This is a genomic window from Tepidibacter mesophilus, from assembly GCF_002724055.1.
Classification (GTDB): Bacteria; Bacillota; Clostridia; order Peptostreptococcales; family Peptostreptococcaceae; genus Tepidibacter_A; species Tepidibacter_A mesophilus.
Window position 1 is genome coordinate 33,208 of sequence record NZ_BDQY01000011.1, and the last position, 21,195, is coordinate 54,402.

The 21,195-nt window shown below is 29.4% G+C and carries 22 protein-coding genes, 1 pseudogene and 1 riboswitch; of the genes and pseudogenes, 5 read left to right on the forward strand and 18 right to left on the reverse strand.

The window, feature by feature from the left end:
- Positions 1–29: 29 nt before the first annotated feature.
- From Tmeso_RS08585 to Tmeso_RS08640, 13 genes and pseudogenes are all read right to left on the reverse strand, one after another.
- Positions 30–842, reverse strand: a complete 813-nt coding sequence (locus Tmeso_RS08585) for a flagellin N-terminal helical domain-containing protein (protein ID WP_099190224.1) — start codon at positions 840–842, stop codon at positions 30–32.
- A 112-nt stretch (positions 843–954) separates the two neighbouring features.
- Positions 955–1,179 (reverse strand): carbon storage regulator CsrA, encoded by a 225-nt coding sequence (gene csrA / locus Tmeso_RS08590; RefSeq protein WP_099190226.1) that lies wholly within the window; start codon positions 1,177–1,179, stop codon positions 955–957.
- 1 nt (position 1,180) lies between these two features.
- Positions 1,181–1,606: a flagellar assembly protein FliW gene (gene fliW, locus Tmeso_RS08595; protein ID WP_099190228.1), complete on the reverse strand. Its 426-nt coding sequence runs from the start codon at positions 1,604–1,606 to the stop codon at positions 1,181–1,183.
- A 385-nt stretch (positions 1,607–1,991) separates the two neighbouring features.
- Positions 1,992–3,260 (reverse strand): flagellar hook-associated protein FlgL, encoded by a 1,269-nt coding sequence (gene flgL, locus Tmeso_RS08600; RefSeq protein ID WP_099190230.1) that lies wholly within the window; start codon positions 3,258–3,260, stop codon positions 1,992–1,994.
- Between the two features lie 13 nt (positions 3,261–3,273).
- Positions 3,274–5,004: a flagellar hook-associated protein FlgK gene (flgK, locus tag Tmeso_RS08605; protein ID WP_099190232.1), complete on the reverse strand. Its 1,731-nt coding sequence runs from the start codon at positions 5,002–5,004 to the stop codon at positions 3,274–3,276.
- Positions 5,005–5,019: 15 nt separating this feature from the next.
- Positions 5,020–5,508 (reverse strand): flagellar export chaperone FlgN, encoded by a 489-nt coding sequence (gene flgN, locus Tmeso_RS08610; RefSeq protein ID WP_099190234.1) that lies wholly within the window; start codon positions 5,506–5,508, stop codon positions 5,020–5,022.
- A 1-nt stretch (position 5,509) separates the two neighbouring features.
- Entirely contained in the window at positions 5,510–5,791 is a 282-nt protein-coding gene (gene flgM, locus Tmeso_RS08615) for a flagellar biosynthesis anti-sigma factor FlgM (protein ID WP_099190236.1), read from the reverse strand.
- A gap of 72 nt (positions 5,792–5,863) precedes the next feature.
- Positions 5,864–6,256 carry a flagellar protein gene (locus tag Tmeso_RS08620; protein ID WP_099190238.1) on the reverse strand — a complete coding sequence of 131 codons (393 nt, stop codon included), beginning with the start codon at positions 6,254–6,256 and terminating at the stop codon, positions 5,864–5,866.
- 16 nt (positions 6,257–6,272) lie between these two features.
- Positions 6,273–6,668, reverse strand: a complete 396-nt coding sequence (locus Tmeso_RS16835; RefSeq protein ID WP_242967901.1) for a ComF family protein — start codon at positions 6,666–6,668, stop codon at positions 6,273–6,275.
- Between the two features lie 138 nt (positions 6,669–6,806).
- A pseudogene (locus tag Tmeso_RS17120) lies at positions 6,807–6,989 on the reverse strand (double zinc ribbon domain-containing protein); the annotation flags it as partial.
- Positions 6,986–9,208: an SF1B family DNA helicase RecD2 gene (gene recD2, locus Tmeso_RS08630; RefSeq protein WP_099190242.1), complete on the reverse strand. Its 2,223-nt coding sequence runs from the start codon at positions 9,206–9,208 to the stop codon at positions 6,986–6,988. The pseudogene Tmeso_RS17120 and the gene recD2, both read right to left, overlap by 4 nt.
- A gap of 82 nt (positions 9,209–9,290) precedes the next feature.
- Entirely contained in the window at positions 9,291–10,475 is a 1,185-nt protein-coding gene (gene metK / locus Tmeso_RS08635; protein ID WP_099190244.1) for a methionine adenosyltransferase, read from the reverse strand.
- A 171-nt stretch (positions 10,476–10,646) separates the two neighbouring features.
- Positions 10,647–10,752: riboswitch (SAM riboswitch) on the reverse strand.
- A 69-nt stretch (positions 10,753–10,821) separates the two neighbouring features.
- On the reverse strand, positions 10,822–11,265 hold the full coding sequence (locus Tmeso_RS08640) for a COG2426 family protein (RefSeq protein ID WP_099190246.1): 444 nt from the start codon (positions 11,263–11,265) through the stop codon (positions 10,822–10,824).
- 162 nt (positions 11,266–11,427) lie between these two features.
- On the opposite strand from Tmeso_RS08640, the gene Tmeso_RS17070 reads away from it, so the two are divergent.
- The 5 genes from Tmeso_RS17070 to yyaC all read left to right on the forward strand — a co-directional run bounded on the left by Tmeso_RS17070 (position 11,428) and on the right by yyaC (position 16,935).
- Positions 11,428–11,796 (forward strand): adenine nucleotide alpha hydrolase family protein, encoded by a 369-nt coding sequence (locus Tmeso_RS17070; RefSeq protein ID WP_330400332.1) that lies wholly within the window; start codon positions 11,428–11,430, stop codon positions 11,794–11,796.
- 56 nt (positions 11,797–11,852) lie between these two features.
- A complete protein-coding gene (locus Tmeso_RS17075; RefSeq protein WP_330400333.1) occupies positions 11,853–12,146 on the forward strand; it encodes a hypothetical protein in 294 nt (97 codons plus the stop codon).
- Positions 12,147–12,305: 159 nt separating this feature from the next.
- Positions 12,306–14,333 carry a phosphodiester glycosidase family protein gene (locus Tmeso_RS08650; RefSeq protein ID WP_099190248.1) on the forward strand — a complete coding sequence of 676 codons (2,028 nt, stop codon included), beginning with the start codon at positions 12,306–12,308 and terminating at the stop codon, positions 14,331–14,333.
- 759 nt (positions 14,334–15,092) lie between these two features.
- Complete coding sequence (locus Tmeso_RS08655) at positions 15,093–16,229, forward strand: RNA-guided endonuclease InsQ/TnpB family protein (RefSeq protein ID WP_099190250.1); 1,137 nt, start codon at positions 15,093–15,095, stop codon at positions 16,227–16,229.
- A 196-nt stretch (positions 16,230–16,425) separates the two neighbouring features.
- Positions 16,426–16,935: a spore protease YyaC gene (yyaC, locus tag Tmeso_RS08660; protein ID WP_099190341.1), complete on the forward strand. Its 510-nt coding sequence runs from the start codon at positions 16,426–16,428 to the stop codon at positions 16,933–16,935.
- Between the two features lie 21 nt (positions 16,936–16,956).
- On the opposite strand, the gene Tmeso_RS08665 is transcribed toward yyaC, so the two are convergent.
- The 5 genes from Tmeso_RS08665 to Tmeso_RS08685 all read right to left on the reverse strand — a co-directional run bounded on the left by Tmeso_RS08665 (position 16,957) and on the right by Tmeso_RS08685 (position 21,152).
- Complete coding sequence (locus Tmeso_RS08665; RefSeq protein ID WP_099190252.1) at positions 16,957–17,895, reverse strand: AEC family transporter; 939 nt, start codon at positions 17,893–17,895, stop codon at positions 16,957–16,959.
- Between the two features lie 400 nt (positions 17,896–18,295).
- Positions 18,296–18,727, reverse strand: a complete 432-nt coding sequence (fabZ, locus tag Tmeso_RS08670; RefSeq protein WP_099190254.1) for a 3-hydroxyacyl-ACP dehydratase FabZ — start codon at positions 18,725–18,727, stop codon at positions 18,296–18,298.
- 216 nt (positions 18,728–18,943) lie between these two features.
- Entirely contained in the window at positions 18,944–19,246 is a 303-nt protein-coding gene (locus Tmeso_RS08675) for a rod-binding protein (protein WP_099190256.1), read from the reverse strand.
- Positions 19,247–19,259: 13 nt separating this feature from the next.
- Positions 19,260–20,054 (reverse strand): flagellar basal-body rod protein FlgG, encoded by a 795-nt coding sequence (gene flgG, locus Tmeso_RS08680; protein WP_207653838.1) that lies wholly within the window; start codon positions 20,052–20,054, stop codon positions 19,260–19,262.
- Positions 20,055–20,069: 15 nt separating this feature from the next.
- The gene (locus Tmeso_RS08685) at positions 20,070–21,152 is read right to left on the reverse strand and encodes a flagellar hook-basal body protein (RefSeq protein WP_099190260.1); all 1,083 of its coding nucleotides are present in this window, start codon (positions 21,150–21,152) and stop codon (positions 20,070–20,072) included.
- Between the last annotated feature and the right edge of the window lie 43 nt (positions 21,153–21,195).

Here is a 21,195-nt window from a genome sequence, read left to right on the forward strand (position 1 = left end):
AAGATTTAAATCTTCTACTTTTTTATTAACTATCTTAATAATTGAAGTACTCCTTGTGGAGCTTGGTTTGCTTGAGCAAGCATCGCTTGAGAAGCTTGAGATAAAATACTTTGCTTAGATTGGTTCATCATTTCCTTAGCCATATCAACATCTCTTATTCTTGATTCTGCTGCTTGTAAGTTTTCAGATGCGTTATCTAAGTTCTTAATAGTATGCTCTAATCTATTTTGGTATGCACCAAGCTTAGATCTTTCCGAAGATACTTTATTTATAGCGTCATTTATTTTTGTTACTGCACTACCAGCTTTAGTCGCAGTACTAACATCTAAGTTATTTACCGATAAAGCTCCAGCACTCATTGTTTTAATAGTTAATGCAATAGTTTGTCCTTCGTTAGCACCAATTTGGAAATTTTTACCTGCAAAGCTTCCAGTTAATAGTTTTTGAGTATTGAATTCTGTTGTACTTGCAATTCTTGATATTTCTTTTTGTAATTGATCAATTTCTGATTTTATAGCACTTCTATCTTTTGTAACATTAGTATCATTTGCTGCTTGCACTGATAATTCTCTCATTCTTTGAAGTATAGCATGAGTTTCATCTAATGCTCCTTCACCCGTTTGAATAAGTGATATAGAGTCTTGAGCATTTCTAGAAGCTTGATTTAAACCTCTTATTTGTCCTCTCATCTTTTCAGATATAGAAAGTCCTGCTGCGTCATCTCCAGCTCTGTTTATTCTCATACCTGAAGATAATTTTTCGATAGATTTAGCTTGTTGCCCTTGAGCTGAACCCATTCTTCTGTGTGCATTCATTGCATTCATATTATGATTTATTATCATTTTATATTCCTCCTTGAATTTTTTTGGCATCCTTGCCTAATTTTTTAAGTCATTGGCCAATAACTTTTACATGATATATATCGAATATATATTTATATACTTTATAGTTTTTTTATAATTTTTTTAATATTTTTTTCAAATTATTCATATCTATTTTTCCAACTGCTTTTTTATTCTCATTAACCACAGCATCTTTAACTTCTTTTCTAAGTATTTCAACTTTTCTAGGAGCTTCTATCCCAATTTTCACTTTCCCATCAGATATTCCAATTATTTTTATTTCTATGTTTTCATTGATTATTATGCTTTCATCTAACTTTCTACCTAGTATGAGCATATCACTCACCTACCTTTTCAAATATCATATATCTTAAAGGATATCTTTCATCTAATATTAATTGTTTTCCTTTTTTAGATTTAGTATTTATAACAATAGGCCCTTGAAGATTAGTTCTCATCTCTTTTATATTTTCTGGTATTATTACTATTGTATATATTAATACATCTTCTTGTTTTTCTATGTCTAGTTTTTTTATAGTATTGTCTGGTATTTTAAACTCATACTCTTTATTTATTAAGAATGGATTTATTATAGGAAAAGTTATATCTTCTTCTATACATTGAAGATAATCTATAACTAACTCTTCTTCTCTTATTATTATAAATTTACTTAAATGCTCAAATCCTGGCATTCCATCGTCAAAGTTTATTATTTCACTATCTTCTATATCTATTTCACCAAAATACGTAGTATTAAGTTTCACCAAGATCACCCCATGTATAATTTATTTTAAAATTCGCTTTATAATAAGTATGACTTATATTTCTAGTTCTTGTAATTTAACCTGATTATAAGAATACTATGCTTAAATAACCATACTTAAAAATGATGCTCATTAAAATGTTAGATACTTTTTATTAATATTTTTCAATAAAACTTAGATTATGCTGTTAAAATATCCGTTAAGAAACTTATTTGTCTGACCATAGGGAGTTTAAGAAGTTTTAGGATATTTTATAAAGCAGAATCTATTAGTTTTATAAAAATATTGATTAAGTAGCGGTATTTCAATGAGCTTCATTTTTCGCTTCAGCACTATATTATTAAGAATCCCTAAATACTATTTTAAATAATATTTAGGGATTCATTTATCTTATAAAGTCTACAAGTGTTGGTTGTATAATTTTTGCACCTACATTAAGAGATGCTTGATATACGCTTTGCATTGCCATAAAATTCATAGATGTTTCCGCCATATCAGTATCTTCTGTTTCTGACAATAATTTTGCAAAGTTAACCTCAGTTTGCTCTATTCTATTTTTTATTGTTTCTGCTGTATTGCTTCTAGCTCCTATTTCACTTTTTAATCTAGATATATTTTCTCTGTGTCCATCTACTTCATCTAATATTCCAGATACTTTATCAGTATCTCCTTTTTCAAGGTGACTTATAAGGTCATTCATAGTATCCATAAGAGTTTTATCTCCAACTCCATCCTCATCTGTATCAAGGACAGCTCCAAATACTTGGTCTCCTCTTATATTTATATCTAAATCTGCAGATATTCCTACATGGTATTTTATTTTTTCATTACTCTGAGATACATTTAATGTTTCTAGCCCTAATTGTTTTTGAAGTTCTTTACTATCTATTTTTAATGCAAACTTTTGATCATCTTTTATATTCTTATTAGTTATGACTAAATTGTTGTTTTCTATTTTAACTTCAAAGGTTTTGCTACCTGCAGGTAAAGGAGTATTGATAGCTGATTCTAACTCAGTTCTTAACTCTTCTGTATTATTGTAAGCTTTATTAGTTAAACTAACTGTATATTTTTCACTAGTTTTAATACCATCTGCACTCTCAACCCCAGTTACTGTAAGTTCAAATTTATCATCCGGAGTTGCTACTGTAAATGGCACCTTTATATTATCACTTCTAATTTCTTTATCCATCGTTAGATTGTAACTTCCGTTTTCATTCATATAACTTTTATCTGTTTTGTAACCCGAATAAATATGTCTTCCAACATATGTATCATTAGATATTTTAATTATCTGCTCTTTAAGTTGCTCAACTTCTGCTTGAATATTTTGCGTATCCCCTTTTGTTAAAACTCCATTCGATGCTTGTGTTGTAAGTTCTCTAACCCTCAATAATACAGAATTCAATTCCCTAAGAGATGTTTCTGTTTTATCTAGTATCGAACTGGCATCATTTATATTTTTCTTAAATTGTTCATTTTCCGCTATATCAGTATTTATTTTAAGACTTCTAGCTACAAGTACAGGATCATCAGAAGGTCTGTGTATTTTCTTTCCTGTAGCATAATCTTCATACATCTTGTTCATTTTACCTAGATTTTTATTCATATTCATCATCATTCTGTTTACCATCATAGAGTTAGTTACTCTCATATTATACTACCTCCTACATACCTACTTTTCCCATTCTGTTAACTATAACATCTATCATTTCATCAACTGCTGTTATCATTCTAGCCGAAGCATTATATGCATGCTGAAATTTAATCATGTTAGACATTTCTTCATCTATAGATACTCCCGATATTGATTGTCTTGTATTATCTATTTGAGTTACAAGAACCGCTTGATTATCAACCATTCTTTGAGATTCTTGAGCTTCAACTCCAAGATTTGAAACCATAGATTTTATAAAGTCATCTGGAGAACCCCATGTAAACATGCCATCATCATGTCTTAAATCCCAAACTGCATTTATATTTGAATTATCTCCTGCTATACCTTTGCCGTCATCAGTATGTTTTTTTGCAGCTGCTATATAGTCTACATCTTTATCTATTTTAGATGATATTTGTAAGTCTTTAGCTGATAATTTTTCTACTTCATACCAGTTACCCTCATCATCAGACGCTAAAGTGTATCCTTTATATGTATCTTCCCATTCTTTTATAGCTTCACTTTCTGTCTTGCCTAAGTCTTTTTGTTTTTGTATATAATCTTTTATAGATGTTACAGCAGGTGTAGGTGCTGGACTTATTATTCCTGTAGGATCATGTATTTCACCTAAACCAAGCTTTTCATTAGTTGTAAATTTAGTAGAATCCATTGTATCTTTTGCTATATCTCTTTCTTTAAAGAATAGATTTCCAGTTCCTGCTGAGTCTAGTCCATATCCAGCAAAATGCTGAACATCAAGTTCTGCTGCAAATCTACTTACAAATTCATCTAGTTTATTCATATAATAAGGAATTCCTTTGGCTCCATCTGCATCATTAAGATTGTCTCTCATATCTATTTGAGCTTTTAATGTACCTTGTATATTATTAGTATTTATTGGAGAACCAGATTTAAAACCTATACTTTTAACGTCAAATTCTATCCCTAATTCATCTTTGTATTTATGAGGCTGTTTTTGGATAACTATAGGGTCTACTTTATCGTGAGCTACTAGAGGTTGTCCATTTATACAAATTCTCATCTTCTTTGAAAGATTATCATTGCCTTGACTAACTTCAGTTATTTCTACATCTACAAGCTCTGATAAATCATCCAGCAAAACATTTCTTTGATCTCTTAAATCGTTAGCATTAGATCCGCCTAGTTCAGCTTGATATATCTGATCATTAAGATGTGCTATATCGTTTGCATACGTATTTATTTGATTTACTGTATATTCTATTGATGCATCAGTATTTTTTAACATATTATCAAATTGGGAATGCATTTGATTTATTGAGTTAGTAAAAGCTATAGCTCTTTCTCTAACTACTGTTCTAGTTGTTATTGATGATGGATCCTTTGATAATTCTTCAAATGAACTAAAAAAATCATCCATAACCTTTCTTATTCCACTATCCCCTGGTTCATTCATTATAGCTTCTATTTCCTCAAGTGATTTATTTCTAAAATCCCATTGTCCGTATACTGTATTTTCGCTTCTGTATTTTATATCTAAAAATTCATTTCTTATTTGAGTAACATGTTTTGAGTCAACCCCAGTTCCTATCATTCCCGATCCATTTGGAGAACTTAATGGGTTGCTAGATACTAATTCTATCCTCTGTCTACTATATCCACGAGTATTTGCATTTGCTATATTATGGCCTACTGTATTTAATGATTTTTGAGCTGCAAACAATCCTGATTTAGCTATATTTAATCCGAAAAAACTAGACATAATTGCACCTTCCTTTTAATATTTCGCGTCAAAGAACGTATTATCTTTATTCTTTTGTTCACTTGCAGATTTCCCATATATCTTCGGCTCTGCTCTTGATGTTAAAAGATTTATATTGAGGTCTAAATATTCAAGTGTAATATTTAAAAGCTTATTGTTTAGATTATTGTTATGCTCAAGCTCTTTTAATACCTTTCTAAGCTCTTTTGCTATTAAATCTACTTCTATACATTTGTCTTCATTTATACCATTTATAACTTCTTTTATATTTTCTATCTTACCTATACCTAATTCTTTTTGTATATTAAGAGTAAGTCCGGCTCTTAGCTTCTCAAGTTCTATTATTCTCTTAACATAATTTTGTTCTTTTATCATTAGGCTCGAAAGTTCTTTTGAATTATTATTTATTATAAGATCCTTTTTTTCAATAGCTATTTCTAAAAGTTTTTTGTTAATAATCAATTCTTCATTTAAAACTTGTATGAATGAATCTATAGATTTCATATTAACTTCTCCAATTCAAATCTTCTTGTATCATAGATTTTGCAAGTTTATGCTTATCGATTGTATAAGTTCCATTTTCTATTCTTATTTTTATATCATTTACCTTATTTTGTCTTATTTCTTCAACATTTTTTAATGCATCCATTGCAAATTTATAATCCTTACCTTTTTGAGATATTTCTATTTTATCTTCTGTTAAGGAAACTTTATTTACGTTTTGAGTTTTATTAGTTTTATATGCATTCATAACTTTGTGTATATTACTGATACCATTTATTTTCATAAAAAAAACACCCCTTGATTAGTCTTATGCTACTATTATCGACTAAATAGGATGTTTTCTTTACATAAATTTTTATTTATTATTATGAGAATGATATTTTACTTTAGATCCTTTGCCTTCATTTAATGATTTAACAGCTTGAGTAAGTTCTTTTTTTATTTCAGCCTTACAAACTTCACAATATCTACCTGTTTTTATGCTTTTTGAGCATCTCTCACACGAAAGTATAGAATTCCCATCTTCAATTATTTCTATCCTCTCCTGTTTTAGAAATTTTATTATAAGTGTTTCTGATACACCAGTTCCCTCTGCAACTTCTTGAACAGATGCACCTGGATTATCATATAAATACTCTCTTACTTTTTTAAAATCAGCATTATCATCTACTCTACATTTAGAACAATAAAGCTCTCCATTTTCACTTCCAAACATTCTACCACATTCTTTACAATTTGTAAGTTCCATAGAACATATCTCCTTTTTAATATATATTTTTACCTGTTGCAAATGTAATTACATATATTTTACTTGCTCCAGAATTTAATAAGTTTTTAGATATTTCATTGGTAGTAGTACCTGTTGTAAATATATCATCCACTATTAATAAATCTTTTTTATATATTCTATTCTCGTTTTTAGATAATGTAAATACATTTTGCAATTTTTTAATTCTTTCTTTTTTAGACAGCTTTGATAAGAAGTCTGTGTTCTTACTCCTAACAACTATATCCAATACTTCTTTTTTGTTAATTTTTGATAATTGATTAGCTATAAGTAAGGATTGATTGTAACCTCTTTTTCTCAACCTTTTTTTATGAAGTGGGACAGGTATAATATAATCAACATTTATATTTTCGTATTGCAATTTATCATTCATAATTTCAGCAATATTATATGACAAATAAGTTTTCGCTCCATATTTGAGCGAATATATAAGTTTGTGGATGTTATCATCGTATTCAATGCACGATAAAGCTCGTGTAAAAACATATTCATTAGTTTCACAATTTAAGCATATATCATTCTTATAAAAATCAGTTAATGGTTTCCCACAAATTAAACATCCCTTATTTATAAAGTTTAATTTATTAAAACAATCTTTACAAAGAGAATACGAGTTATTCTTTGATATTGGATTTTTGCATATTATACATTTTATATTTCTAGGGTATATATAATTTATAATATCACTTATCATTCTATCAATAATCCTTCCTCCTTAAATCTTGAAAGCTTGATATTGAGGTTTGAATATCTATCATATATTTTATTATTTTTTATCATATATTCCAAGTATTTAACATCTCCAACTAAAACTACTAATTTTTTAGCTCTTGTAACAGCTGTATATAAAAGATTTCTAGTTAAAAGCATAGGAGGAGCCCATGTTATAGGCATTATTATCACAGGAAATTCACTTCCCTGACTTTTATGTATTGTAGTACAAAAACTATGATCTATTTCATCAAGTTCATTATAATCATACTGTGCAATTTTATATTCATCAAATAACACATATACTGTTTTTTCTTCTTTATCTATATGGTATACATATCCTATATCTCCATTATAAACACCTTCACCATCTTTTGTTTCATCCTCATTTTTCCATTTCTTCGTATAGTTGTTTTTTATTTGCATTACTTTATCGCCTACTCTAAATGTCCTCTTTTGAAACTTTTCTTCTAGTTTACATTTATCATTTGGATTTAGAACATTTTGAAGAGATAAGTTTAAATTGAACACCCCAGTATCTCCCTTTCTCATAGGAGATAATATTTGTATATCCTTTAAATTATCTATTTTATAATATTCAGGAAGCCTTTTATAAGCTAGATTCACTATTTCTTTTAATATATCTTCTTTTTCATATCTTGGAATAAAATAAAAATCTTTCCCTTTTGCATTAAGCTCTAGTTTTTCACCTTTGTTTATTTTATGTGCATTAACTACTATCATGCTCTCTTTTGCTTGTCTAAATATTTCATCAAGTTTTACAACCTTTATTATATTAGAATCTGTTATATCCTTTAATACATTTCCTGCTCCAACTGATGGAAGCTGGTCAGAATCCCCAACCAATATTACTCTGGTTCCAGCCTTTATAGCTTTAAGTAAATTATACATAAGTAGAATATCTACCATAGATACCTCATCTATTATAACAACATCTGCATCAAGTTGATCATCTTCACCTTTCATAAATACTAGTTCTTCATCTTCCGATGAGTACCCCATTTCGAGTAATCTATGTATTGTTTTAGCTTCTTTTCCAGTTGTCTCACTCATTCGTTTGGCAGCTCTTCCAGTTGGTGCTGCTAAATATATATTCATTTTTAAATTCTCAAATATTTTTATTATAGTATTTATCGTAGTAGTCTTTCCAGTCCCTGGTCCTCCAGTTACCACCAAAACTCCTTTTTGTAAAGCTTGGGTTACTGCTTCCTTTTGATTTTTCGCAAGAGTTATATCATCTTCTTTTTCTATTGAAGATATTTCTTTGTCTATATCTAATTTTAAATCATCGAATTCATATTGAGAAAGCTCTATTAACTTCTTACAAACTCCATTTTCAGATATGTAATATGGAATTAAATATATATTATCTTCGATTGGACCCTTCTCTATTTGGATTTTTTGATCAAGTGCAAGCTTAAATATAATGTCTTTTATATATTCATTTTCTATTTCAAGTAATTTAGAAGCATCTCTTAAAAGATTACTTTTAGGTAGGTATGTATGTCCCTCACTCAAACTTTGAGTTAGTGTATATATTATACCTTGAGATATTCTATCTTTTGAATAAGGATCTATTCCCATTTTTGTAGCTATATTATCTGCAAGTTTAAATCCTATTCCTCTTATATCTTCGGCTAGTTTATATGGATTTGTCTCTACTATCTGAATAGATTTATTTTTATATTTTTTATATATTTTAAGACAGTAATTAGGCGTTATTCCGTACTTTGACAGACTTATTATTAGATTTCTAAGTTCTCTATTATCTTGAAAGCTCTTTCCTATTGTTTCAGCCTTCTTTTGACCTATTCCATCAACTTTGGTTAGTTTTTCAGGATTCATCTGTATTATATCAAGTGTATTTAATCCGAATGTCTCTACTATTTTTCTAGCCATTTTAGGACCTATACCCTTTATCATACCAGATGATAAGTATATATATATCCCTTCCTCAGATTCAGGTGTACAAGGAATAAATGAACTTACTTCAAATTGAGGCCCGTACATCTTATGATTTATCCATTTCCCATCAAGTTCAATAGTCTCTCCTACTGTTATAGTGGGCATACATCCTACTATTGTTACCTCCTCATTTGGACGTTCAAGGGCGGCTACTGTATATCCATTATCATCATTTTTAAATACAATCTCAACTACCATTCCCTTTATTTTTTCCATAATATCTACTCCTAAATAATTATAATAGTATTATTATATCAAAAAAGAGGCTTATTCAAGCCTCTTTTATAAAATATATATATTATTGTAATGCTTCTTTTTTAAGTATTTCAGCCTTATCAGTTCTTTCCCAAGCAAAGTCAAAATCAGTTCTTCCAAAGTGTCCATAAGCTGCTGTGTGTCTAAATACAGGCTTTCTAAGATCTAAATCTCTTATTATAGCTCCTGGTCTTAAGTCAAAATGCTTTTTAACAAGTTCTACTAGTTTCTCTTCTGAAACTACACCAGTTCCAAATGTCTCAACCATTATAGATACAGGTTCTGCAACTCCTATTGCGTAAGCTAGTTCTAACTCACATTTTTTAGCAAGTCCTGCTGCAACTATATTCTTAGCAACATATCTTGCTGCGTAAGCTGCTGATCTATCAACCTTAGTAGCATCTTTTCCTGAGAAAGCTCCACCACCGTGTCTTGAGTATCCACCGTAAGTATCTACTATTATCTTTCTTCCTGTAAGACCTGCATCTCCACAAGGTCCTCCTATAACGAATCTTCCTGTTGGATTAACTAATATTCTAGTATCAACTAATAATTCCTCTGGTATAACAGGCTTTATAACATTCTCTATTAAATCTTTCTCTATTTGTTCTCTAGTTACGTCTGGGCTGTGTTGAGTTGATATTAGAACAGTATCTACTCTTACAACTTTATCTCCATCATACTCAACTGTAACCTGAGTCTTACCATCTGGTCTTAAGTAATTTAGAGTTTTATTTTTTCTAACTTCTGATAGTCTTCTAGATAATTTATGAGATAACGATATCGGCATAGGCATTAATTCTTCTGTCTCATCACAAGCGAATCCAAACATTATACCTTGGTCTCCTGCTCCTACTGCTTCAACTTCATCCTTCATATTTCCTTCTTTACTCTCTAATGCTTCATCAACTCCCATGGCAATATCCGAAGATTGCTCATCTATAGCAAGAAGCACTGCACAAGTATCTCCATCAAAACCATATTTAGCTCTATCATATCCTATTTCTTTAATTCTGTTTCTAACAACTCTTTGAATGTCTACATAAGCACTTGTAGTTATTTCTCCTGATATTAAAACAAGTCCTGTTGTAACTGATGTCTCACAAGCAACTCTTGAATTAGGGTCTTGCTCAAGTAAAGCATCTAGTATTGAATCTGATATTTGATCACATATTTTATCTGGATGCCCCTCCGTAACTGATTCTGATGTAAATAATCTTTTAGCCATTTTAATACCTCCAATTTTTTATTTATCTATATTTTGTCCTAAAGCTAAAAATTCTAAAACTCCATATCATTTCAATAGGAGATAAGATATTATCAGCTTTTAGTTTGTATGTTTTTATATAATAAAAAAAGTTTCTTCCACAAAGAAGAAACTAATTTATATTTAAATTAGACCTCATCTTCCAAAGCTTCGCTTTGTAGGAATTAGCACCATTTTCCATTACTGGATGGTTGCTGGGTTTCATCGGGCCTATTCCCTCCACCTCTCTTAATAAGGTATTAAGATTCTATTTAATTAACTAACTTAGTTCATAATACTATTTTCAAATTTATTTGTCAATCAATATTTAAGTAAAATTTAGTGTAATAAATGAAACTATCACTCCAGCTAATATATTACCTATAACGATTCCGAGTACAGCATCTTTAATCCTCATATTGAAAACAGAGGCAACCATGGCTGCCGTCCATGTCCCTGTAGTAGGAAGTGGTATTCCAACGAATAGTATTATACCCAATAATTTCTTTTTCATTATCTTTTCACTGTTTTTGTTAACCTTATTATCTAAGTACACCCCAATCTTTTTAAAATATCTATTCTTTTTCAACCATTTAAGCAAATCCTTAAAGAACATTATCAAAAATGGAGCGGGAATTATAGCTCCTAGAACACACGATATGTATACATACAATGGATTAAGCTTTTGGATTATTCCAATAGGTATAGCACCTCTAAGCTCAATTATTGGAACCATTGATATAAGCATTAGATGAATATATTCTGAAATCATCAATATTGTCACTCCTTATTTTTAAAATCTAACACCTTTATTATATATTAAAATTTAATATTATTGTAATTGAATTTATATTATTTTTAATATAAACTCATTGTATAGATTTAAATATTGTATACAAAACCAGTCTGCAACTACATATTGAGGAGTGCCAAAATGAAAAAAATAATAGGAAAAATAAGACGAGCCTGTGATGATTATAATATGATACAGGATAACGATAAAATAGCAGTAGGATTTTCCGGAGGAAAAGATAGTATAGCTCTTATATATGCTCTTAAACTATTTCAAAGATTTTCTCCTAACAAATTTGAACTAGAAGCTATAACAGTAGACCCTGGATTTGAGAATATGAACTTAGATGCGGCTAAAAAATTTTTAAAAGAAATAGAGGTTCCATACACTATAATCAAAACAGATATATCTAAAATAGTATTCGATGAAAGAAAAGAGTCTAACCCCTGTTCATTATGCTCTAAGATGAGAAGAGGAGCCTTAAATGAAGAAGCAAAAAAAGAGGTATAAATAAAATAGCACTAGGACATCACCTTGATGATGGAATATCCACCCTATTTTTAAGTATGTTCTACGAAGGAAGAATGAATACGTTTAAACCGGTTACATATCTTGATAGAATAGATATAACTACTATCAGACCTTTAATATACATAACAGAAGATACTATAATAGAATCAGTTACTCATAATAATTTGCCGGTTCTTAAAAGTCCTTGTCCTGTTGATGGAAAGACAAAAAGAGAGTTCGCAAACGATATTGTAAAAGATATTTCAAATAAAGTTCCGGATTTTAGAAAGAGAATGCTCAAAGCTATGCAAAATAAAGAGCAAACTCAATTATGGTTTAAGCCTGAATAAGATAAATAAAAAATTCGTCTAGTTGCTACGGACTGACTCATATCGCAACGATCGGCTACGTTGCTTAAAATTTTGTTTATACTGTAGTTGTTTCAGCAATGTTATGTGCAAATTAAAAACTATATAGTTCCTAACTGGATATAAAAGGAGTGATTTTTAATGAATAAAAAACTTATAAGCTTTATATTAACAGGTTTCTTTATACTTTCATCTTCAACTAGTATATTTGCAAACTCAATTGTAACTGAAAGCAAAAAAGAAATGATGCTCGCAAAGGGTGTGACATACAAAAATGTGTACTCTCTTACAGAAAGTGGTATACAGAATATAAATCTAGTTTATGTGGATTTGAACAATCCTGACATAAAATTAGATTTATTGTTCAATAAACAAGGATTTCATACAACTCAAAAAGTTAGTGATATGGTAAAAAATGATTCTTTAGATCCTAATAACGGGGACATACTTGCAGCTATAAATGCTGACTTCTTTAGTATGTCAAACCCTGCCTTTTCACTTGGCCCTATGGTTAAAGACGGAAAAGTTTTATCAAACCCTCATTACCAACCAAATAAATACTCTACATTTTTATTTGATAAAAATAAAAATACATTCTTTACATACGTTAAGCCAGATGTTAGTATATCTGATTTAACAAAAAATACACAACTACCAATAGCCGCTATAAATAAACCTAGTAAAAATTATGCAAACATAGTCATGTACACAAATGAGTACTTCAAAAACTCACCAGGTGCTAACAATACTTACTACGACCTTACTGAAGTGGTTGTAATAGATAATATAGTTACAGATGTAAGATACGGACAACCTTCAGTGGCAATACCAAATAACGGTTATGTGTTATTAGCAGCTGGAAATAATGGTATAACACTTAGAAATTCTTTGAGTGTAGGTGATGAGTTGAAACTAAACTCTGCCTTTAGCCTTGATTATGCCAATAATATAGACCTTGCAGTAGGAGGCGGAAGTTTAATACTAAAAGACGGACAGCTATACCCTCCAACACAAAAAGTTCCTGGTAAAAGCCAACGATCTGCACTAGGTGTAACTTATGATAATAAACTTATTCTATTCACAACAGACGGAAGACTACCTAACGTTATAGGTATGCAAGAAACAGATGTAGCTAATTATATGAAATCTTTAGGTTGTAAGGATGCTATGCTTTTTGATGGGGGTGGCTCTACCGAACTTATCGTAAACGATAATATAGTAAATAATCTTGTTGGCGGGACTGAAAGAAGAATAGTCGATTCTTTAGCGGTTAAATCAACAGGTGAAAAAGGGGAATTTTCATCTATTCAAGCATTCATAGACAAGGATTTTGGATATGTTAATGATAAGTTTAAACTTACTGTAAATACGTTCGATTCAGATCTTGATCCACTTAATATACCTATTGGAAATATGAGTTTTAGTGTATCAGGAATAAATGGTACATTCGACAAAAATATATTTACTCCAACTAGTTCAGGAGAAGGTATTATCCATGTAAAATACAAAGATAAAGATGCTTCTATACCTATAACTATAGTTGGAAAATCTAGTACAGATCCTAATTTAGTAGATGAACTCGGAAAAGAAGGCATAAATATAGCGTTTTTAAGTGATATGAATCAAGTAAGTACTCTACTTGATAATTTAGTTCATATAAAATATAGGGATGATATAAATCAAAATGCAAATAATTTATTCTTATTATCTAATTCAAATGCTGGATTTGAACAAGAACTAAATAAACCTCACTACAACTTTAAAGGCTCTTATTCAAGTCAAACTGTAGACAACAACCTTATAGTAAATCTTAATAGCTCTAATGGAGGTTTCTTTAAATCACAGGGACAATGGGACTTTCTTAGAAATTCAATCAATACTAAAGCTGATAATATATTTATAGTTCTTAATTCTAAAGAATCATTAAAGATAAAAGAAGAAGCTTATGAATTCAAAAGAACTTTACATGAAACTTCAAAAAACAAAAATGTTTATGTTATTTATAGAGGAGATGCCTTTAATCAAACATTAGAAGACAATGTGAGATTTATAAGTATACCAGACTACAAGGATGTCTATAAAAATAATTTCTTAAACGATTATAAATATCTTATGGTTAATATAAATGGAAAAGATATAAAATATACCTATAAAAAGGTCTTTAATTAAAAAATTTTCCAAGAACCATATCATAGTTTTTAGCATAATATATAATATGAGAAAGTGTAGATTTAAACTTTCTCATATTTTTTTATTTTCTCCATATAATTAATTAGGAGGTAACTAAACGGTTATAAAAAAATTAATAAACACTTTAAGAATTTATTGATTTTTTACAACTTAACCTCCCATGTTCATAAAGAGCATGGAGTGATAGGATAAACCTATCCAAAATCCTTTGAACTGCTGGAAACCCTTAAAGCTAGTTGAACCACAACATGACCATGAAATAAAGGTGAGTGTGAAGGTTGCGAAAGTAAAAAAAATCAACTAGATGGCATACGGTTAAATCCTAAGTGCTAAAATAATAGGCAATCAGCATCCAAGACCCGAATAGGGTAAGGTTCAACGACTATCCCTTAATGGGAGTACATTCAAGCGAATGGAAGTGGAGGACACCTAAAACACTAAATTTTAGTGAATGGTGATGATATAGTCTACACTCATATGAAAGTATGAGAAGTTCATAAGAGAACTGCATAGGTAGTAGCGAACCTATGTGAATACGCGTAAATTTTATAATAGTTCTTTGAAAACTTTATATAAACCTATAAAAAATTCGCTTTATGCTAATGCATAGAGTATGTCAGCAGCTAGTTCTAAAAAATTCTTTCATGGTAAGAAATAACATTATTTAATCATCATCTAAGTAATATATATACGATAAAAAAGTGGTATCATATATATATATAAGGAGGTGAGAAGAAAATGATAAAAGCTATTAAAATACGATTGTTACCCACTAAAGAACAAGAAATATTAATGTTTAAATCTACCGATATAGCTAGATTTGCATATAATTGGGGTTTAGCTAAGTGGGAAGAAATGTATAAGCAAGGGTTAACGCCATCAAAATCTAAAATCAAAAAAGAATTTAATAATACAATTAAGAAACAAGAAGAATATAAATGGCTATATGAAGTAAGCGGGCAAGTAATACCACAAGCTTTTGATGATTTAAATACTGCTTATCAAAACTTTTTCAAAGGTAAAGCAGAAAAACCTAAATTTAAAACCAAGAAAAAATCTAAAAAATCTTTTTATGTTAGGTATGATGCTATTAAATTTAAAGATAATCAAGTTAACATGGAGAAGATAGGTAAAGTAGCATACACATCTAATTATGACATTCCCAGATTAGATAAGTACAAAAACCCTAGATGCTATTTTGACGGGAAATACTGGTATCTAACATTAGGATTTGAACACGGTGAAAAACAAACTGAATTAAATAAAGATTTGAGTATAGGTGTTGATTTAGGAATAAAAGATTTAGCAATAGTGAATTGCCTAGATAAGCCTATAAAAAACATTAATAAATCAATCGAAGTTAGAAGGTTAAAGAAAAAGCTTAAGCGCTTGCAAATACAAGTATCAAGAAAATATGAAATGAATAAAAACGAAAAACAATTTATTAAGACTAACAACATCATTAAATTGGAAATGCAAATTAAACTTATTTATAGAAAGCTATCAAATATAAGAAACAACCATATTCATCAAGCCACTAATAAAATAGTTAAATTAAGACCGTATAGAGTAGTTATGGAAGATTTAAATATAAGTGGAATGATGAAGAATAAACATTTATCAGAAAAGATACAAGAACAAAAATTATATGAATTTATAAGACAAATGAAATACAAGTGCGAATTTAATAAAATAGAATTTGTTCAAGTAGATAGATTTTATCCAAGTAGTAAAACTTGCTCTTGTTGTGGAAATATAAAGAGTGATTTAAAGTTAAAAGATAGGATATATGTATGTAATAATCATGATTGCAAATTGGTTATTGATAGAGATAAAAATGCTAGTATAAATCTTGGTAATTATAAGTTAGCATAATGTCGCACTAACAAGACAGTGCTAATATGTAGGATGCGTTGTATCCGAATTTAAGCCCTCGGACTACCACATAAAACTAAAGTAAAGTAGTTTTTACTATTTGAACTAGGGTAGGTTGAACAGGGAATCAAATAAATTTATAGGGTTATATAAAGTTTTTATAGACTTTTATAAAGTTTATGCAACGGTGCTATCTGTGTATTTGGCTAAGGCAAATTATAAAGAAGAAAATGTCATTTGTGTTTTAAAAGAAATTTTAACAACTATAATCAACGATAACACGGTTATAATTTGTATAGGAACAGATAGATGCATAGGCGATTCTCTAGGTCCCCTAGTTGGAACTATGCTAAAGAACAGCGATTATAAATATCCTATTTACGGAACTTTAGATGATCCTATTCATGCCTTGAATATTCATGAATCACTAAATTATATAAAAAACAAACATCCGAAAGCTAATTTTGTAGCTATAGATGCTTGTTTAGGAGAAGTTAATAATATAGGCAATATTCAAATCAGAGAAGGCCCTATACTTCCGGGAAAGGGAGTTGGAAAATCACTTCCTAAAATAGGTGATTACTCAATAGTTGCCATAGTTGATGAAATTGATGAAAACAGTAAATTTGCATTTAATAATATACGTCTTAGTTTTATAGTTCAGATGTCAGAATTAATAGCAACGTCTATTATACTTTCATCATAAAAAATTCGTCTAGTCGATGTTTTAGTACTTATTGTTCATCAGAAATACGATTAACGGTATTGTTATTACAGATAAAAGAGTAGTTATAAATATACCTTGAGATGCTAATATATGATCATTCTCGTATTTTGTTGCAAATATAGCACAGTTTGCAGCACTTGGCATTCCAGACACAATAGATGGTATCCCTAATAATAAACCATTTAGATGAAATACATTTTTTAAAGTAAAATATACTATAAATGGAATAATCAAAAGTCTTAAACAAGATACTATTAATAAGTATTTATTCTTAAGAGCATCATTTATACTGGATTGAGCTAGTATTGACCCTACTAATATCATAGACATCGGTGTTGTTGTATTTGCAAGAACATTCAATATATTGTATATAGGAGTAGGTATTTTTATAGATAATAAAAATAAAGTGTATCCAATTATTATAGCAAGCATTCCAGGATTAATAATTATTTTTTTTAAGTTCATATCACTTGATTCTTCAGAATGTCTAGACATTATCATAACCCCAAAACTCCACACCAATATATTAAAAGGCATATTAAATAAAGCTGTATAAAAAACTCCAGAATCTCCATAAATAGCACTTATAACAGGATATCCCATAAATCCTACATTAGGAAATATAATCAAATACTGTAATATATCTTTAACCTTTCCTTTAACATCTATGTTCTTTATAACAAGAAAAGATATTAGTATGGACATCAAATACATAGCTATAGATATTATTATTATTCCTATACTGCTTTTTAGCATTTGTATTGAAAACTCATACTGCATAGATTTTATTATTAAACAAGGAAGTGTTATATATAAAACTATATTACTAAGCTCTTTATTGAGATTCTGAGTTATAAGTTTTTTCTTATTCGCTGTATATCCTATTAATATTAGTGCAAACAACATAAATACCTGATTAAATGTAGACACGAAATTCATATTATACCCCCAGTAAATTTTTATTATCTTACTATAATATACTATATAAAAAGAATTTGTCTATAAATTTTCTTTATAAGTTAAAGTATTATACTTGTGTATGTATTCAAAATCTTTATTTAAAAACTATATAATGCAGATTTTTGGAATCTATAACCAAAATTAAAAAAATGAAGCTTATTAAAATGTTAGATACTTTTGATTAATACTTTTCTATAAAACTTAGACTGCGTCGTTTAAATACCCGTTAAAAAACTTCATTGTTTGAACATAGTGAGTTTATGGAGTTTTAGGGCATTTAATAAGACGCTGTCTTTAGTTTTATTAAAATATTAATTAAGTATCGTTATTTTAATGAGCTTCATTTTAGCTTAAGAACTATACTTATATAATTAAAATTTTAGTTTTTATCTACTAATGCAAACATTAAAGTTCCACTGCAAGCTAATTCTTCTCCTACATAAGCCTTGGCTTCTGCTTTTCCTATTCCTCTTCTCATGGCTATCATTTCAACTTCCATCTTAAGAATATCTCCAGGTCTTACTTCTCTTCTGAATCTAACTTTATCTATTCCTGTAAAAACTCCTAATTTTCCCTTATTTTCTTCTACTGTCATCATTGCAACTGCACCTACTTGAGCCATAGCTTCAACAATTAAAACTCCTGGCATTAATGGATAATCAGGAAAATGACCTTGGAAAAATGGCTCATTTACAGTTACATTCTTTATTCCAACAGCTCTTTTACCTTCTTCTAACTCAACTATCTTATCCACTAGTAAAAAAGGATATCTATGTGGTATTATCTTTTTTATTTCATCTACATTAAGCATATTTTAAAACCTCCTTATAGTATCTAGTACTAATTTTATAATTAGTATACCATAAAAATTCGCTTTATGCTAACGCATAGCTCATGTCGCCAACGAGTCCTCCGGGCTCCGTTGCTTAAAATAGTTGCAAGTGTATAATATTCAATATATGTTATGCATAAGTTAAAAGTCATATATTTACTATGAAAAAAATAGCCTATATCTAATAGATAATGGCTATTTCTTTATATATGTTTTATTAAATTGATCATATATAGTTTTAGCTAGTCCTAAGGACGATCCCTTTGAAGATTTTACTGCAAGTTCTTCTACATATAAATCTTCAAAAATCTCTCTTCCTTGAGATCTTTCAACCAAAGAATCCTTAGGGATAGTCTTTTTCATTTCCTTTAGCATTATTTTTAAAAACTCGGCTTCTATATCCTCACACGCCTTCATAAGTTTTTTATCATCTTCTTTAGTATTATTAGCCTTTGTCTTTAATACTTCTAAATTTGTGTAATTATTAGTAACATTCACTTAAATCACCAACCTACCTTCTAAGGTTATTAGCCATTTGCATCATATCATCTGCTGTTTGTATAGACTTTGAATTCATCTCATACGCTCTTTGAGCTGTTATCATCTTTATCATCTCATCTACTACTTGTACGTTTGAAGTCTCTAAAAATCCCTGATATACGCTAGTTTCTGCATCTTCTTCATCAAGAACTATTTCTTCTCCAGATGCCCCTGTTGCTTTATATAGGTTTTTACCTGTAGCTTCAAGCCCCGCTGGGTTTAAGAACTGAACAACCTTGATTTGACCTAGTTCTTCAAATTCCCCATCCGAATTCTTAACAGTGATTTTACCACTTGCATCTACATTTAAATCCGTTTGACCGTTCTCTATTATTATTTCATCATCATCTGCAGATAAAACTGTATAGCCTTCTGTAGTGACAAGTTTTTTAGTATCCTCGTCTACACTTAGTTTAAAAGACCCATCTCTTGTATACAGATTTTGACCATTAGGGTTTTGTATTGCAAAGAATCCTGCTCCATCAAGAGCTAAATCTGTTGGATTTTCTGTTCTTTCAAGATTTCCATTTTCAAATATTCTACTAGTAGCAGATGTCATAACACCATGTCCTATTTGTAAGTTAGATGGACTCCCTTGTCCTTCTACTAAATTAGATTTTTTTATATTCTCGTATAATAAATCCTTGAACTCTACCCTTTGTTTTTTGTAACCCGTAGTATTTACATTAGCTAAGTTATTGGAAATATTATCCATATTAAGTTGCTGTGCTTTCATCCCACTAGCAGCAGTCCACAATGCTCTCATAATCTACACCTCCAATTAAACTTTTCCTATTTCATTTACTGCCTTTCCTAACATTTCATCATAAGCTTTTACAACTTTTTGATTACTTTCATACTCTCTAAATACAGTAATCATATCAACCATCTCATTTATAGAATTTACATTAGAAGTCTCAATAAATCCTTGAAGAAGTTGTCCATCAAATTTTTGCTCATTCGGATTGATTCCTTCTTCTACCTTATATAGATTATTCCCTTCTTTTCTAAGAGCATTGGTATTTAGTATGTTTACTACATCTATTGTTTCATATGGTTGATCATTTACATATATTTCTCCATTTTTGTTTATCTTAAATTCTTCATCGATAGTTATTATCCCATTTTTACCAAGTACATAATTTCCATCAGAATTAACTAGTTCACCTTTATTATTTAATAAAAAAGAACCGTCTCTTGTATACCTAATTCCATCCTCTGTTTGTACTTTAAAGAATCCATCACCTTTTATCGCAAAATCTAATTGATTATCAGTTTGATTTATCTGTCCTGAAATAAAATTTGTTTGAATTCTATCAAGTCTTAATCCTCCATTTATAGTTCCTATAACATTCTTAGATGGAGTATAAATAAGATTTGCTACTACCCTACCATTTGATGTGACATTTCCACTTTTTTCATCAACTTGAATATTATTATTATCAACTTTTATTCTATTTTTCTGAGAATCTAATATATAAAATCCTGTACTCGTATCTATTCCTTTATTTATATCTCTAGTATATGTTTTTAAATATCCTTGCTCATCCAAACTAAATTTTACTGATTTATTATAGCTCGTCCCCATAGGACTATCCACAGTAAAAAAACCGTTATTAGTTTTAATATAAAATCCTTCGCCGTCTCTTTGAATATCTAGTTGAGTATTACCACTTGTGTTATTTAAATCATTTTGTACCTTCCCATTTATCTTACTTATTAATAACTCTGGGAAAGCTTCTGAAATTACTACATCTTTTTTAAATCCTGATGTATTAGCATTTGCTATGTTATTACTAATAACATCTAATTTTTTTTGATTAGTTTGCATACCTGATGTAACAGTATAAAGGCCTCTAAACATAATATCACTCCAAAAAAGTTTTTACTGAGTATATATCGACATA